13 protein-coding genes are annotated in these 15,117 nt (G+C 60.5%); 2 read left to right on the plus strand and 11 right to left on the minus strand.

Annotated elements, in window-relative coordinates; genetic code table 11:
• Positions 1-47 precede the first annotated feature (47 nt).
• The 10 genes from hutH to ftsY all read right to left on the minus strand — a co-directional run bounded on the left by hutH (position 48) and on the right by ftsY (position 12,107).
• Positions 48-1,580, minus strand: a complete 1,533-nt coding sequence (gene hutH, locus ACTG2U_RS11390) for a histidine ammonia-lyase (protein ID WP_439974493.1) — start codon at positions 1,578-1,580, stop codon at positions 48-50.
• A 4-nt stretch (positions 1,581-1,584) separates the two neighbouring features.
• The gene (hutU, locus tag ACTG2U_RS11395) at positions 1,585-3,294 is read right to left on the minus strand and encodes a urocanate hydratase (RefSeq protein ID WP_439974494.1); all 1,710 of its coding nucleotides are present in this window, start codon (positions 3,292-3,294) and stop codon (positions 1,585-1,587) included.
• A 53-nt stretch (positions 3,295-3,347) separates the two neighbouring features.
• Positions 3,348-4,292, minus strand: coding sequence for a formimidoylglutamase (gene hutG / locus ACTG2U_RS11400; RefSeq protein WP_439974495.1), 945 nt, complete (start codon positions 4,290-4,292; stop codon positions 3,348-3,350).
• Positions 4,285-5,520, minus strand: a complete 1,236-nt coding sequence (hutI, locus tag ACTG2U_RS11405; RefSeq protein ID WP_439974496.1) for an imidazolonepropionase — start codon at positions 5,518-5,520, stop codon at positions 4,285-4,287. Before hutI ends, hutG begins: the two co-directional genes overlap by 8 nt.
• 155 nt (positions 5,521-5,675) lie before the next feature.
• Positions 5,676-6,380: a histidine utilization repressor gene (gene hutC, locus ACTG2U_RS11410; RefSeq protein ID WP_236296869.1), complete on the minus strand. Its 705-nt coding sequence runs from the start codon at positions 6,378-6,380 to the stop codon at positions 5,676-5,678.
• Between the two features lie 11 nt (positions 6,381-6,391).
• Positions 6,392-7,051 carry a carbonate dehydratase gene (gene can / locus ACTG2U_RS11415; protein WP_042076162.1) on the minus strand — a complete coding sequence of 220 codons (660 nt, stop codon included), beginning with the start codon at positions 7,049-7,051 and terminating at the stop codon, positions 6,392-6,394.
• Between the two features lie 125 nt (positions 7,052-7,176).
• A complete protein-coding gene (gene rpoH, locus ACTG2U_RS11420) occupies positions 7,177-8,031 on the minus strand; it encodes an RNA polymerase sigma factor RpoH (protein WP_439974497.1) in 855 nt (284 codons plus the stop codon).
• A 451-nt stretch (positions 8,032-8,482) separates the two neighbouring features.
• Positions 8,483-9,436: a permease-like cell division protein FtsX gene (gene ftsX / locus ACTG2U_RS11425; RefSeq protein WP_005339996.1), complete on the minus strand. Its 954-nt coding sequence runs from the start codon at positions 9,434-9,436 to the stop codon at positions 8,483-8,485.
• Positions 9,436-10,104, minus strand: a complete 669-nt coding sequence (ftsE, locus tag ACTG2U_RS11430; protein ID WP_005339995.1) for a cell division ATP-binding protein FtsE — start codon at positions 10,102-10,104, stop codon at positions 9,436-9,438. The genes ftsX and ftsE overlap by 1 nt, the downstream gene beginning before the upstream one ends.
• Before the next feature lie 89 nt (positions 10,105-10,193).
• Positions 10,194-12,107: a signal recognition particle-docking protein FtsY gene (gene ftsY / locus ACTG2U_RS11435; protein ID WP_439974498.1), complete on the minus strand. Its 1,914-nt coding sequence runs from the start codon at positions 12,105-12,107 to the stop codon at positions 10,194-10,196.
• Between the two features lie 110 nt (positions 12,108-12,217).
• Between ftsY and rsmD the strand changes: the two genes are divergently transcribed.
• Positions 12,218-12,847: a 16S rRNA (guanine(966)-N(2))-methyltransferase RsmD gene (rsmD, locus tag ACTG2U_RS11440; protein WP_042081417.1), complete on the plus strand. Its 630-nt coding sequence runs from the start codon at positions 12,218-12,220 to the stop codon at positions 12,845-12,847.
• A complete protein-coding gene (locus ACTG2U_RS11445) occupies positions 12,831-13,142 on the plus strand; it encodes a DUF1145 domain-containing protein (RefSeq protein WP_005348564.1) in 312 nt (103 codons plus the stop codon). The genes rsmD and ACTG2U_RS11445 overlap by 17 nt, the downstream gene beginning before the upstream one ends.
• 854 nt (positions 13,143-13,996) lie before the next feature.
• Here the strand turns inward: ACTG2U_RS11445 and ACTG2U_RS11450 are convergent.
• Positions 13,997-14,983 (minus strand): helix-turn-helix transcriptional regulator, encoded by a 987-nt coding sequence (locus tag ACTG2U_RS11450; RefSeq protein WP_005339987.1) that lies wholly within the window; start codon positions 14,981-14,983, stop codon positions 13,997-13,999.
• Positions 14,984-15,117 lie beyond the last annotated feature (134 nt).

The raw sequence follows: 15,117 nt of genomic DNA on the forward strand, positions 1-15,117 counted from the left end.
CCTCATCCCCCACCCTTCTCCCGCCAGGAGAGAATGAGGATCAAGGCTTACAGGCTGGGCAGCACCCCGACCGGAATCAGATCGTTGTAGCTGGCACGTCCCAACAGGGCGGCGGCCGCCTCGATATCCGGCGCGAAGTACCTGTCCTTGTCGTAGAAGCTCACCTCTGCCCGCAGTCGTCCCTTGGCCTGCTCGATCAGCTCGGTACTGCGCAGCGGCGCGCGAAAATCGAGCCCCTGTGCCGCCGCCAGCAGTTCGACCGCCAGAATGCCACGGGTGTTCTCGGCCATATCGGCAAGCCGGCGGCCAGCGAAGGTCGCCATGGAGACGTGATCCTCCTGATTGGCCGACGTAGGCAGGCTGTCCACCGAGGCGGGATGGGCCAGGGTCTTGTTCTCGGAGGCCAGCGCCGCCGAGGTGACCTGAGCGATCATAAAGCCCGAATTCACCCCGCCGTTATTGACCAGAAATGCCGGCAGACCGGACATCCGCGAGTCGATCAGCAGTGCCATCCGCCGCTCGGAGAGCGAGCCGATTTCGGCGATGGCCAGCGCCAGATTGTCGGCGGCGAAGGCCACGGGTTCTGCGTGGAAGTTGCCACCGGAGATGATCTCCTCATCATCGGCAAACACCAGCGGGTTGTCGGAGACAGCGTTGGCCTCGCACACCAGCACCTCGGCGGCCTGACGGATCTGGGTCAGGCAGGCCCCCATCACCTGCGGCTGGCAGCGCAATGAGTAGGGATCCTGCACCTTCTCGCAATTGTGGTGGGACATGCCGATCTCGCTGCCATCCACCAGCAGGTGGCGATAGCAGGCGGCCGCGTCGATCTGGCCACGCTGACCACGCACCACGTGGATGCGTGCATCGAACGGCCGGCGGCTGCCGAGCGCAGCCTCCACGCTCATGGCGCCTATGGTGATGGCACCGGCATAGAGATCCTCGGCATGGAACAGCCCTTCCAGCGCGAAGGCGGTGCTCGCCTGAGTGCCGTTGAGCAGCGCCAATCCTTCTTTGGGCGCCAGCGCGATAGGCTCGAGCCCGGCAATTTTCAGCGCAGTAGCGGCGTCGATCAGCTCGCCCTTGTGGCGGGCCTTGCCCTCCCCGATCAGCAGGCAGCTCATATGAGCCAGCGGCGCCAGATCGCCGGAGGCACCGACGGAGCCCTTCTTCGGCACCACCGGATAGACTTCGGCGTTGATGAGGGTCATCAAGGCCTCAAGCACCGTCAGCCGGATACCGGAGAAACCCCGCGCCAACGAGTTGAGCTTGAGCACCATCATCAGCCGTACGGTGGCGTCATCCATGTACTCGCCAATCCCTGCCGCATGGGAAAGCACGATGGAGCGCTGCAGCTCGTCCAGCTGCTCCACCGGAATGCGGGTGTTGGCCAACAGGCCAAAGCCGGTGTTGATGCCATACACCACCCGGTTCTGCTCGATCACCTTGGTAACCACAGCAGCTGAGGCGTGGATCCTCGGCAGCGCGGCCGGATCCAGTGAAACATGTACCGGCTCGCGGCTGACACGGCGCAGGGTGGCAAGATCCAGCTCGCCCGGAGTAATAGTCAATTCAAACATGGTGTTACACCTTTCCTTTGACACCGTTGGCGCCGTCAATCATCGGCAGATCCAGTTTCGCCTCATGGGCACAGTTGATGGCAATCTCGTAGCCCGCATCCGCATGGCGCATCACGCCGGTGGCCGGATCGTTGCGCAGCACCCGACCCACGCGGCGGGCCGCATCATCGGAGCCATCGCAGACGATCACCACGCCGGAGTGCTGGGAGAAGCCCATACCCACCCCGCCGCCGTGGTGCAGCGACACCCAGGTCGCGCCACCGGCAGTGTTGAGCAGGGCGTTGAGCAGCGGCCAGTCGGAGACGGCATCGGAGCCATCCATCATCGACTCGGTCTCGCGGTTCGGGCTCGCCACCGAGCCTGAATCCAGATGGTCGCGGCCAATGACGATGGGGGCTTTCAGCTCGCCGTTTTTCACCATCTCGTTGAAAGCCAGACCGAGACGCACCCGATCCTTGACCCCGACCCAGCAGATCCGCGCCGGCAGGCCCTGAAACGCGATGCGCTCGCGGGCCATGTCGAGCCAGTTGTGCAGGTGAGGATCATCGGGGATCAGCTCTTTCACCTTCTGATCGGTCTTGTAGATATCTTCCGGATCGCCGGAGAGGGCCACCCAGCGGAAGGGGCCGATCCCCTCGCAGAACAGCGGGCGGATATAGGCGGGGACGAAGCCGGGGAAATCGAAAGCGTTCGTCACTCCCTCCTCCAGCGCCATCTGGCGGATGTTGTTGCCGTAATCCAGAGTCGCCGCGCCGCGCTCTTGCAGGGTCAGCATCGCCTCCACCTGACGGGCCATGGAGCGACGAGCAGCCAGATTCACCTCCTGCGGGGCACTCTGCTGCAGCTCGCGCCACTTGGCCACGCTCCAACCTTGCGGCAGGTAGCCGTGGACCGGGTCGTGGGCAGAGGTCTGGTCGGTCACCACGTCCGGGGTGATGCCACGGGCCACCAGCTCGGCAAACACATCGGCGGCGTTGCCGAGCAGGCCGACGGAGACGGCGCTGCCGCTCTGCCTGGCCTCTTCGATCATGGCCAACGCCTCATCCAGAGTGTGAGCCTTCTTGTCCACATAACGGGTGCGCAGACGAAAATCGATGCGGGTCTCGTCGCACTCCACGGCGATCATCGAGAAACCGGCCATGGTCGCAGCCAGCGGCTGGGCACCGCCCATGCCACCGAGACCGCCGGTCAGGATCCAGCGGCCCGCAGGCGAGCCGTTGAAGTGCTGGTTGGCCACCGCGAAGAAGGTCTCGTAGGTGCCCTGCACGATCCCCTGGGTGCCGATGTAGATCCACGAACCCGCAGTCATCTGGCCGTACATCATCAAGCCTTTCTTATCGAGCTCGTTGAAGTGCTCCCAGTTGGCCCAGTGCGGCACCAGATTGGAGTTGGCGATCAGCACCCGCGGCGCATCCTTGTGGGTCTGGAACACCCCGACCGGCTTGCCGGATTGCACCAGCAGGGTCTGATCCTCCTCGAGCCGGGTCAGCACCTCGACGATCTTGTCAAAGCAGGCCCAGTTGCGGGCGGCGCGGCCAATCCCGCCATAGACCACCAGCGACTGGGGATGCTCGGCCACCTCGGGATCCAGGTTGTTCATCAGCATCCGCAGCGGCGCCTCGGTGAGCCAGCTCTTGGCGGTCAGTTCGGTGCCGCGCGGGGCACGGATCACGCGGTTCGGATCATGACGGGGATCCTGCTGTTGCACAGACATATACACTCCTTGTTGTATCAATAGGGTGCCTTCGGCGACGGGCGGCCAAAGGGTTAACGGGTCAACAGATGAACCAGCCGCGCGGCCACGCGGGCACTGCGATTGTCCTGATCCAGCGTCGGGTTGTACTCGGCCAGATCGGCGAGCCTGAGCTTGCCGCTGGCCCGGATATGGGCGATCAGCGGTTCGATCACCGCCAGCTCCACGCCGCGGGCGGCGGGGGCACTCACTCCCGGCATCAGGTTGCCGGGCAGCACGTCGAGATCGATGGTCAGATAGAGGTGATCACAATGGGCGATAAAGGCGTCCAGTCCGCTTAGCAAGGTGGGCAGAGCACGCTCGCTCATGGCTTCATCTTTCACATACCAGACCCCCAACTCGTCGGCCCGTGCAAACAGCGCTTGGGTATTGGCTGTCTCGGCCACCCCTAGGCAGGCGTAGTGAAACGGCGTGCCCTGAGCGGCGCACTGCTCGGCAATCTGGAAGAAGGGGGTGCCGGAGCTCGCCAATTCCTGCTTCATGCGCAGGTCGAAGTGGGCGTCAAAATTGATAATGCCGACTCGCCCCTGACCCGCCAGATGCAGGTTGAGGCCGCTCCAGCTGCCGAAAGCCACCTCGTGACCGCCCCCCAGCACCAGCGGGAAGTGGCCCAGATCAAGCGCGGCGGCGACCCGCTCGGCCAGATAGCCGTGGGCTGCGTCGAGATTGCCATCGGTACAGCTCACATCCCCGCCATCGTAGACGGGGCGACTCAGATGCCAAGCGGTGTTGGCCAGCAGCTTGCGCACCGCCAGCGGCGCACCGGCGGCGCCGACACGCCCCTTGTTGCGGCGAACCCCTTCATCGCAGGCAAAACCGAGCAGCACTACACCTGCTGCCTCTTGTGCCCCGGCAGCCCAGGGCAGCACCTTGTCGTGCCAGCGCAGGGCCAGTTCACCATCTTCCGGATCCTGCCGCCCCTGCCAGAGCGACATGTCGATCGGGTTGAGCTTATCCATGGAGGGTCTCCTCGCTGTTGAAGATGCGGCCTGCCAACTGATCGACGCCGACCATGTAGCTCAGCTCGGCCGGATTGGCGCAGTGCCAGATCAGGAAATCGGCCGCCATGCCCACCCTGAGCTGGCCAAGGCGATCCTGCTCGCCGAGCGCTTTGGCGGCGTGACGGGTCACCCCGACCATGGCCTCCACCGGGGTCAGGCCAAACAGGGTGCAGGCCATGTTCATCGCCATCCGCAGCGAGACAATGGGGGCCGTACCCGGGTTGATGTCGGAAGAGACCGCCATCGCCACCCCCGCCTTGCGCAGAGCTGCAACCGGGGGCAATTTGGTCTCTTTGAGGAAGTAGAAGGCGGTGGGCAGCAGGGTGGCGACCACGCCACGGTGGGCCAGCGCCAGGATCCCTTCCGGATCAAGATACTCCAGATGATCCACCGAGAGGGCGCCAAAGTTGGCTGCGAGGGTGCTGCCACCGAGATTGGAGAGCTGATCCATATGCCCCTTAACCGGCAGGCCATATTGATCTGCCGCCAGATAGACCTGCTCGGTCTGGGCCAACGAGAAGCCGATGTGCTCGCAGAAGACATCCACCGCATCGGCCAGACCCGCCTCGGCGGCGGCCGGGATAATCTCCTGACAAATGGTCTCGACCCAGCTATCGGGATCGTCGCGATATTCAGGCGGCACCGCATGGGCCGCCAGCAGAGTGGTCTTGACCCGGATCGGCAGCGCCTCTCCCAGTCGGCGGGCCACCCGCAGCATCTTGAGTTCATCATCCAGCGTCAGGCCGTAGCCGGACTTGACCTCCACCGTGGTGACCCCTTCGCGGATCAGGGATGCCACCCTCGGCAACGCCAGCTCGAACAGTTGCTCTTCGCTGGCGGCACGGGTGGCACGCACCGTGCTGATGATGCCACCGCCCCGACGGGCGATCTCGGCATAGGGCACTCCCTGCTGACGCAGCTCGAACTCTTCGGCACGGCTGCCGGCGAAGACCAGATGGGTGTGACAATCGATAAGGCCGGGGGTGACCAGCTTGCCCCGCATATCCAGCCAATGGGCGGGATACGGCCCCTTAAGCTCGGCCATCGGCACCAACGCGTGGATCTTGCCATCCTTTACGCCGATGGCGTGGAGCGGCAGCAGGCCGTAGTCGGCCAGCTCATCATTCAGGGTGGCGGGCGTCACGTTGAGCCAGACACGCTCGCAGTTCAACAGTTCCTTGTTCATAGCGACCTCAAATGTATATACATATTCTTATAGTCGATCTCTATGACGAAAGAAAGAGCGGCGTTCACATCCTGATAACAGCATCAAACTTAGAGTTTAAGCACAAAAAAGCCCACCAGGAGGTGGGCTTGAGAAGAATCTATTTGTATAGACAACTAGGGCAGCTGCGCCTTGGAACTCAGCTTGTAGCGGGAACCTGGGGAGAGCAAACGGGCATAGGAGACCAGATGCCCCTCCGACCAGGTACGCCGGTGCAACAACAGGCAGGGGGAATCTACGCGGATTTGCAACAATCCCGCCTCACCGGCGCTGGGCAGCACGGCTTCCACCACGTGCTCCATCTCGGAGAGGGGGCAGACATCCATCAGATAGCGGTTGGGGGTCTGTTGGGTAAAATCCTGCTCGCCATAGCCAGGCAGGCGCCCGGCATCGACGAAGCGCTCCTCCAATTGCAACGGCTCCCCATCGGCCTGATGGACGATCAGGCTGTGAAAGATGGGGGCGCCCACCCGCAGCCCCAGTTGTACCGCCACCTTCTCGTCAGCGGCCAGTCGCTGCAGCCGGATCACCCGGGCGCTGTACTCACCGCCACGCTCGGCGATCTCGTCGGCAATATTGCGAATAGCCAGCAGCGGTGACTCGGTGCGCCTGTCCGCCACGAAGCTACCGGAACCGGCGGTACGCACCAACCACCCTTCCGCCACCAGTTCCCGCAACGCACGGTTGACCGTCATCCGGCTCACGGTGAACTGCTCGCACAGGGCCGCTTCGGTCGGGATCCTGTCCCCCGCCTGATAGTGGCGTTCGCGGATCCCGTCCAGAATATGCTGCTTGATCTGCAGATAGAGGGCTGGCACCACCATGAAGCTCCCTAGCGCCGACGGTGGGGCGGACGCATATCCGGCCAGGCGCGGTAGACGTCGGGGATCTGATCCGGGCCGCTGATGCAGAGATCGAGATCGTGCAGCAGACCATCCTTGATCCCGTAGATCCAGCCATGCACCGCCAGCTCCTGCCCCTTGCGCCAAGCGTTCTGGATGATGGTGGTGTGGCAGACGTTGGCGACCTGCTCGGCCACGTTCAGCTCGCACAGGTAGTCGAAGCGCTCATGCTCATCCTCGATGGCCTCGAGCTCTTCACCATATTTGAAGTAGACATCCTTGATGTTGCGCAGCCAGTTGTCGATGAGACCCAGCTCCTGATTCTGCATCGCGGCCTTGACGCCGCCGCAACCGTAGTGACCGCAGACGATGATGTGCTTCACCTTGAGGACTTCTACCGCGTATTGCAGCACGGAGAGGCAGTTGAAATCGGTATGTACCACCAGATTGGCGACGTTACGGTGGACGAAGACATCCCCCGGCAGCAACCCCATCAGCTGGTTGGCGGGGACCCGGCTGTCGGAACAACCAATCCAGAGGTATTCGGGGGCCTGCTGGGCAGAAAGAGTGGCAAAGAAATTGGGATCTTCGGCTTTGATCCGTTCGGCCCACTCACGGTTGTTGGTAAACAGGTCGTTCAACAGTTTCACTTCTGCTCTCCCTAATGTGGCAGTGGCGGCAACATAACACACTCAAGGGTAACCAAAGCAAGGCCGACCAGATCCCTGCGAAACAAAAACAGGGCCATCAGGCCCTGTTTTTATGAGAGGAAGCATCAGGCTTCCATGGCATCTTTCAGCTTCTTGAGTGCGTTTTTCTCAAGCTGACGCACACGCTCGGCAGAGACACCGTAGGTATCGGCCAGCTCCTGCAGAGTGGTCTTGCTGTCATCATCGAGCCAGCGGGCGCGGATGATGTGCTGGCTGCGCTCATCCAGGGTGGCGAGGGCCGAGCTCAGGCGACGGGTCGCGTGATCATCCCAGTTGTCGTTCTCGATGGCCGCGGCCAGATCGGAGGATTTGTCCTCCAGATAGTGAACCGGAGCGAAACCGCCCTCTTCCTCATCGTCACCCACCAGATCGAACGCCTGATCGTAGTTGGCCATCCGCGCTTCCATTTCGGTCACATCAGCGGCAGAAACGCCGAGATCGGCCGCCACGGCCTGAACCTCTTCGTGGTTCAGCCAGCCCAGACGCTTTTTGGATTTGCGCAGGTTGAAGAAGAGCTTGCGCTGGGCCTTGGTGGTCGCCACCTTGACCATGCGCCAGTTGCGCAGTACATATTCGTGGATTTCGGCCTTGATCCAGTGCACGGCAAAGGAGACCAGACGCACGCCGACCGTCGGGTCGAAGCGCTTGACCGCCTTCATCAGGCCGATGTTGCCTTCCTGAACCAGATCGGCCTGAGGCAGGCCGTAACCGGCATAACTCTTGGCGACATGAACGACAAAGCGCAGGTGCGACATAACCAGCTGACGGGCAGCCTCGAGATCGCCATCCTGCTGCAAACGCTCAGCCAGTTCACGCTCTTCCTCTGCGCTCAGCACAGGAATAGAGTTTACTGCCTGGATATAGCCTTCCAGACTACCTTGCGGAATCAGAGCCATAGTGCGCTGCAATGAAGTTCCCATCTGTTACCTCTTACTTTTCAATCGAATCAGTCTAACACCCTGAGAGGGTCTGTCTACTGACCGGATGCCATTCTGCGGCGTGTATCAAAGAACATGCCCAGTTTTAGACCGGCTTATCTTAAGCCTGCAGGATGAATCATGAATGAACAGTCAAAAAAAGGGGGTCACAATGAAGGACCCCCGAAAAGTAGCATGCTAAGTCCATTGTTGCGGAGCTCGCAACCTTCACATGCTTGCCAAGTCTGACGAGCAAGGCAGAGGGGCCACACCCGTATAAATGCTTCAGCTTTAATAGACTGCTTATAAATCAGAAGGTTCACTGGATCTAGCGAAGATCCGGAAGATCATTGTTATTCAGAATACTCTGACTATGGGGGCCAAGCCAGAAACGGCCCCTCTTTTACTTGATCCGCCTCTCAAAATCCAGCGATTTACTTTGATGACAAAATAATCAGGATGGTTCGATGTCGCGAATGTGGCGATGGACCGAGAACCAGGAGGCAATCAGCCCCAGCAGGGCGCCCAGCAAGATCAGATTGATCCCGTCTACCGCTCCCATGCCAACCAGCCGGAAGTTACTGTTATACAAGCCCGCCAGCTCCTTCACCACCCCTTCGCTCCAGATCACCATCACTTCGGTCAGCCACCAGGCCAGCATGCCGCCGATCACCCCGAACCAGATGCCGGTATAGAGGAAAGGACGATGAATAAAGGAATCGGTCGCCCCCACCAGCTTGAGCACTTCAATCTCGGAACGCTGGTTGAGGATGTTGAGACGCAGGGTATTGCCGACGATCAGCAACACGGCGGAAAGCAGCAGCACCGCGATACCGGTAATGGTGTGGCGCAGCAGGTTCATGATCCCCTGCAACCGGGTCAACCACTGCAGATCCAGTTTGCCCTGTTCGACCCCCACCTCGTTGTTGAGCTTGCTGAGCAGCTCGGCGGCCCCTTCAGGGTTCTGCCAGCGCGGATCCGGGATGACGCTCAGCACCGGCGGTAGCGGGTTGCTGTCCAGATAATCGAGGGCATCGCCGAAGCCGGAGATCTCGCGAAACTCCCGCAACGCATCGTCACGGCTCAGGTAGGTGACCGAGTCCACCTCGGGATAGAGCAGGATCCGGTGCTGCAGATCGAGAATGCTCTGCTCCGGCAGATCCTTGCGCAGGTAAAGGGAGATCTGGGAACTGCTCTGCCAGCTCCCCTCCACCACCTCGGCGTTTTTCAGCAGCACGTGGAAGCAGGATGGCAGTGCCAGACTGACGCCCAGCACCGCCAGCGTCATCAGTGAGGCGAGCGGATTGCGCCACAACTCCCCGAGACTGGCAAACGCCTGCCGCACATGGTCAACCCCGTACATCATCAGACGGCGCAGCGGCGGTTGTTTATGACGAACGATAGCCATCAGAGCTCCTCCCCGGCCGAATACATACGACCCGCCTTGAGGGTCAGGGTGCGATAGCGCATGCGAGCGATCAGCCCCAGATCGTGGGTGGCAATCAGTACCGAGACCCCAAAATTGTTGAACTCCTGAAATAGCCGCATGATATCCATGGAGAGCTGGGGATCCAGGTTGCCGGTCGGTTCATCCGCCAGCAGCAGCGGCGGCTTGTTGACGATGGCACGAGCGATGCCGACCCGCTGCTGCTCACCACCGGAGAGCATGCGCGGCTGGTAACGCTCCTTGCCGAGCAACCCCACCTTGTCCAGCGCCGCCGCCACCCGCTTGTTGATGTCCGCATGGCTGTAGCCATCGATCACCAGCGGCAGCGCCACGTTGTCGAACACGGTTCTGTCCATCAACAGCCGGTGATCCTGAAAGATCATCCCGATCTGACGACGAACATAGGGGATCTGGCTGCGCTGGATATGGCTGACATCATCGCCATGAAAGAAGACGCGACCATCGGTCGGACGCTCCATCACGCTGATCAGTTTGAGGAGGGTACTCTTGCCCGCCCCCGAGTGCCCGGTCAGAAAGGCCATCTCTCCCTTGCGCAGGTGAAAGCTGACCTTTTGCAGCGCCTGATGGCCGCCGCTGTATACCTTGCTGACCTTGTCAAAACGAATCATAACGGTTCCCTGAAATTGACAAACCCCGACCGGAGTCGGGGCATGGAACACTTACTCATCACGGCTGAGCTGACTCATCACGGCCGGACTTATTCATCGCGGCTGAAGAGCGCCTCGATGAAGTCGTTGGCAACGAAGGGACGCAGATCGTCGATCCCCTCGCCCACCCCGATATAGCGGATCGGGATCTGGAACTTGTCGGCCACCGCGAAGATGACGCCGCCCTTGGCCGTGCCATCCAGCTTGGTGAGGGTGATGCCGGTCAGGCCAACCGCCTCGCTGAACAGCTTGGCCTGGCTCAGCGCATTCTGGCCGGTGCCGGCGTCCAGCGTCAGCATGATCTCGTGGGGCGCCTCTTCATCCAGCTTCTTCATCACCCGCACCACCTTCTTGAGCTCTTCCATCAGGTTGCTCTTGTTCTGCAGGCGACCGGCGGTGTCGGCGATCAGCACATCAGCCCCGCGGGAGCGGGCGGCCTCAATGGCGTCATAAATGACGGAAGCGGAGTCGGCACCGGTATGCTGGGCAATCACCGGAATGTTGTTGCGCTGACCCCAAACCTGCAGCTGTTCGACCGCTGCGGCACGGAAGGTGTCACCCGCCGCCAGCATCACGCTCTTGCCTTCAGCCTGGAACTGCTTGGCCAGCTTGCCGATGGTGGTGGTCTTGCCGACGCCGTTTACGCCGACCATCAGGATCACATAAGGCTTCTTGCTGGTGTCGATCACCAGCGGTTGCTCCACCTTGGCCAGCATCTCGCCCATGTCCTGCTTGAGCAAACCGTAGAGCGCCTCGGCATCCTTGAGCTGCTTGCGGTCCGCGTGCTGCACCAGCCCTTCGATGATGCGGGTGGTGGTGTCGACGCCGAGATCGGCGGTCAGCAGCTGGGTTTCCAGCTCTTCAAACAGCTCATCGTCGATCTTCTTGCCACGAAACAGGCCGAAGAAACCGGAACCGATATTCTCCTTGGTACGCACCAGACTGCGCTTGAGGCGAGCAAAGAAGCCCTCCCGCTGCGGTTTGTCCTGGGTGTCGTCGTCCACCTTGGCGGCCAGCGGCAGGGCTGCCAGGGCGGCGGCCTCAGCCTCCATCGCGGCGACCAGGCGCATATCTTCCGCTCGCTGGGCCTCTTTGGCGATACGGGCTTCTTCCGCAGCCTGAGCTTCGGCGGCAATGCGAGCCTCCTCCGCAGCGCGGGCTTCGGCAGCAATACGGGCCTCTTCCGCGGCGCGGACTTCAGCAGCGATACGAGCCTCTTCCGCAGCGCGGGCTTCGGCGGCAATGCGAGCTTCTTCCGCGGCGCGAGCTTCGGCGGCGATGCGGGCCTCTTCTGCGGCGCGGGCTTCGGCGGCAATGCGAGCCTCTTCCGCGGCGCGAGCTTCAGCGGCAATGCGAGCCTCTTCCGCAGCGCGAGCTTCAGCGGCGATGCGAGCTTCTTCCGCGGCGCGAGCTTCGGCGGCGATGCGGGCCTCTTCTGCAGCGCGAGCCTCGGCGGCGATACGAGCATCTTCTGCAGCGCGAGCCTCGGCAGCAATGCGAGCCTCTTCCGCAGCGCGAGCCTCGGCAGCAATACGAGCCTCTTCCGCAGCAAAAGCTTCGGCAGCAATACGAGCCTCTTCGGCTGCCTTGACCTCAGCAGCTTGCGCCTCTGCGGCAGTGCGAGCGGCGTCAGCGGCACGCTCCTCTTCGGCGATCAGCGCTTCGTTGACGATCACCGGCTCCAGATCGGAGGCGCACTCCTCCACCACCAGCGGGCCGTGGTCGTCCAGCTCGGTCGGCAGGCAGCAATCATCTTGCAAAACGGGATTCTGTGCGCTGGCAGGCACTTCGGGGGCAACAGCCGGCGTACTATCGGAAACAGTTATATCGGAAACGGGAGCGGGGGTAGCAGTGACCTCGGGCTCAACGGTAACGGGGGTGGCTTGGGGTGTCTGTGGTTGGACAGCCTCAGCCTCTTCTTTCTTGCGGCCGAAACCCAGCCAGGAAAACAAACCTTTTGCCATCTAAAAATACTCACATCAAAGGCTGACTGCTAAGATAGCCGTCCCTTGGCGGGTCGGCATAAAAATGAACCGCCTTATACTACCACTTTATTTTCTGACGATGAAACGCGATGCCCAGAGTGAAATCCAGCCGTAGCAACCCGAGCAAGAGTCCCGCCCCGCAAGGAAAATCGGGCTTTGTAAGAATCATCAGCGGCCAGTGGCGAGGCCGCAAATTGCCGGTCAAGGATGTGGAGGGGCTCAGACCCACCACGGATCGCGTCAAGGAGACCATCTTCAACTGGCTGGCCCCCCACATTCGTGGCACCCGCTGCCTGGATCTGTTTGCCGGTAGCGGCGGACTCGGGCTGGAGGCGCTGTCGCGCTATGCCGAGCAGGTGACCCTGATCGAGATGGACAAAGGGGCCGCTGACCAGATCAAGAAGAACCTGACCGCCCTCGGCAGCAGTCAGGGTCAGGTGATCCAGTCAGATGCAGTGAGCTGGCTGCAAGGCCCGGCCACGCCGTTTGATCTGGTGTTCCTCGATCCGCCGTTTCGCCGCGAGCTGCTGCCGCAAGTGTGCGAGCTGCTGGAGCAGCGCGGCTGGCTGGCACCGGACGCCCTCATCTATCTGGAGCGGGAAAAAGAGATGGCCGATCTGGCGCTGCCTGCCAGCTGGCAACTACTCAAGGACAAACAGGCAGGTCAGGTCTGTTATCAACTCTATCTACGGGAGGTAAACAATGAAGCGGGTCTTTAATCTGTTGGCGATGGGGCTGATATTGTTCTTCTGGTTTGGCGTACTGGTGAGCCTGATTGCCCCGCTACCCGGCAAACTCAACGGCTTTCTGCCGGTCTGTGGCGTGATCGTCGCCCTGCTGCACTGGCTGCAGGCCAGCATGATCAAGGCAGCTTGCAAACGCTACTTCGCGGTCACCAAAGCCGAATTTGTCACTGTGCTGATCTTTGGTGTGTTTGGCATGGTCGACATTCGTCAGCGCCTGCAAGAGATCGTCAACGCCGCCCAGCGCGGCAATCTCTCGGGCAAACCATAAAAGAAAAGGGGACGGCGGTAGCCGTCCCCTAGAGTCGTGTCGTCCTGTCCGTAGAACTGCAATGCTCCCTGCAATCCCTGACGTTATCCTAATCCTTTGGAATATCCCCTTTCCAATCCGTTGGCGCGTCCTGCGGCGTTCCTGGCCTGGCAATTCATCCTGAACTGCTTCTCTGTCTCCATCCTGGAGGTGTCCATTACCACGTCCTGTGGGGTTCCTTGCGTCTTCCTGACAGATAACCATCCGGGTTATCTCACTTCATCCTGAAGTATTCCTCTCGCATCCGGCGAGGTCCTGTTCATCCTGAAGAACGAGGTTCCGTTCGTTCTGCTCCCATCCCGAGAGTGTCCTGCCGCATCCCGCGGTGTTCCTTTATTCATCCGTGACGATAATCATCCTGATTATCGAGCTCATCCTGAGGTGTCCCTTGTCCACATCCTGCGGACTATTCCATCTTTATGCGCTGTCCTGCATCCTGCCGGACCAGCTCCGTCCTTGTGAGACCCATACTAAGGAAATGCGCCCCCCGAACAAGGGCCATCCGATGATAAAGATCCGATGCAGCTCCCATCTCAAAAAACGAACTTAAAAACTAACCCTTTAATATCAGTTAGTTATTTAGTTTCACTGGAAAGCTCGATCATTCTGGCATGGCTTCGCGTACGGCTCAAAGCGCCAGCCTCTTACAGTCGCTATGGCAGATCTCTTACACGGGTTTCGCCCCCAAAAACGGGGCAGGAAAACGGTTCAATCCTGACGTTAAGACTTAAAAATTAGTTGAATAAATATGCTTAAAAAAACCGCAAAAAAAGAGCCGAGACCAGGCTCGACTCTTCAACATTCCAATTTTTTAATCAGCTCAAGCGGTTGGCCGGATTGAGATAGGCCTTGCGTAGCGATTCAGGTGCCAGCACCTCCAGTTCACCGCCGATGTTGTTCAACCAGCTGCGAAACTCCGGGGTGTCCTGCACTTCGGTCTCCACCACCACACTGCGCTTGTCATAGCGGGTCATGCGCGGATTGTTGCCGGGGATCTGGTTATCCACCAGCGACTGGCTGTTGGCATCGATCCGGCCGACGAAGCGGATCGGGCCGCTCACATCCTGATAGCCCTGATCGCGGATCAGCTTCTGGATATTGAAATCCTTCGGCTGGGTGGCACTGAAGTTGGTCAGCTCCACGTTCTTGATATGGTCAAACGGGATGCCGTAGACCTTGGGATCCAGCTCGGACAGAGTGCAGAGCAGGATCGGACCGTCCGGCTGATTGAGAATGCCGAGCGGGTTGATACGGTCGTAGCAGAGCCATACGGTGCGCTCTTTGATCACGCGCTGGATCTCGGCACTGAACTTGCGACCACGCCAGAGCGCATCGCGGATCAGGGTGCTGCGGCGGATCTCCGGGTTGCCGGCAAACGGACGCGGTGACTGGTGGACACTCTCCAGCCAGCGTTCGGCCAGTTCGCTCTGGCTGTCGCGGATCACCTGGCTCGCCTTGTCGACCAGCGGATTCAATTCGGTCAGTACACTCGCCGGCAACAGTTGGCTCGCCTGATCACTCCAGGTTTTCAGGGCCACCGCCAGCGAGAGCGGCATGATATTGGCAAAGTCGTTGAGGCCGTGGCGCTCGAAGCACCAGCCATGGGGTTTGCTGCGCTCGTCCGAGGTGAGGTCGAACAGTCCCATGCCGGACATCTCCTCCAGGTCCCGTTGCACGGTACGCAGACTGACGTGGATACCTTCCTCTTCCAGTTTTACCTGGAGTTGGCTGGCGGTCAGCTTGTAAGGGCGGTGCGGGATGCAACGCGCCAAGGTCAGTTGTCGTAACAGCTTCTTGCTCATGGTGCTTGCCTTCACTGGTTTAGCGTTGACTGTATGCTAGTCGTGACTTGCGACAGTCTATGTCGCAAGTTTTGCTGCGACAACTGTCGCCATTTTCATACAAAACACACTAACCAATTGATTTACAAAGACAA

The organism is Aeromonas sp. 95A, assembly GCF_051919235.1.
GTDB lineage: Bacteria > Pseudomonadota > Gammaproteobacteria > Enterobacterales > Aeromonadaceae > Aeromonas > Aeromonas veronii.

Excerpts from the sequence above, each read along its gene's own strand:
- hutH (WP_439974493.1), bottom strand. The coding sequence starts at position 1,580 with ATGTTTGAATTGACTATTACTCCGGGCGAGCTGGATCTTGCCACCCTG.
- hutU (WP_439974494.1), bottom strand. The coding sequence starts at position 3,294 with ATGTCTGTGCAACAGCAGGATCCCCGTCATGATCCGAACCGCGTGATC.
- hutG (WP_439974495.1), bottom strand. The coding sequence starts at position 4,292 with ATGGATAAGCTCAACCCGATCGACATGTCGCTCTGGCAGGGGCGGCAG.
- hutI (WP_439974496.1), bottom strand. The coding sequence starts at position 5,520 with ATGAACAAGGAACTGTTGAACTGCGAGCGTGTCTGGCTCAACGTGACG.
- rpoH (WP_439974497.1), bottom strand. The coding sequence starts at position 8,031 with ATGGGAACTTCATTGCAGCGCACTATGGCTCTGATTCCGCAAGGTAGT.
- ftsX (WP_005339996.1), bottom strand. The coding sequence starts at position 9,436 with ATGGCTATCGTTCGTCATAAACAACCGCCGCTGCGCCGTCTGATGATG.
- ftsE (WP_005339995.1), bottom strand. The coding sequence starts at position 10,104 with ATGATTCGTTTTGACAAGGTCAGCAAGGTATACAGCGGCGGCCATCAG.
- ftsY (WP_439974498.1), bottom strand. The coding sequence starts at position 12,107 with ATGGCAAAAGGTTTGTTTTCCTGGCTGGGTTTCGGCCGCAAGAAAGAA.
- rsmD (WP_042081417.1), top strand. The coding sequence starts at position 12,218 with ATGCCCAGAGTGAAATCCAGCCGTAGCAACCCGAGCAAGAGTCCCGCC.
- ACTG2U_RS11445 (WP_005348564.1), top strand. The coding sequence starts at position 12,831 with ATGAAGCGGGTCTTTAATCTGTTGGCGATGGGGCTGATATTGTTCTTC.
- ACTG2U_RS11450 (WP_005339987.1), bottom strand. The coding sequence starts at position 14,983 with ATGAGCAAGAAGCTGTTACGACAACTGACCTTGGCGCGTTGCATCCCG.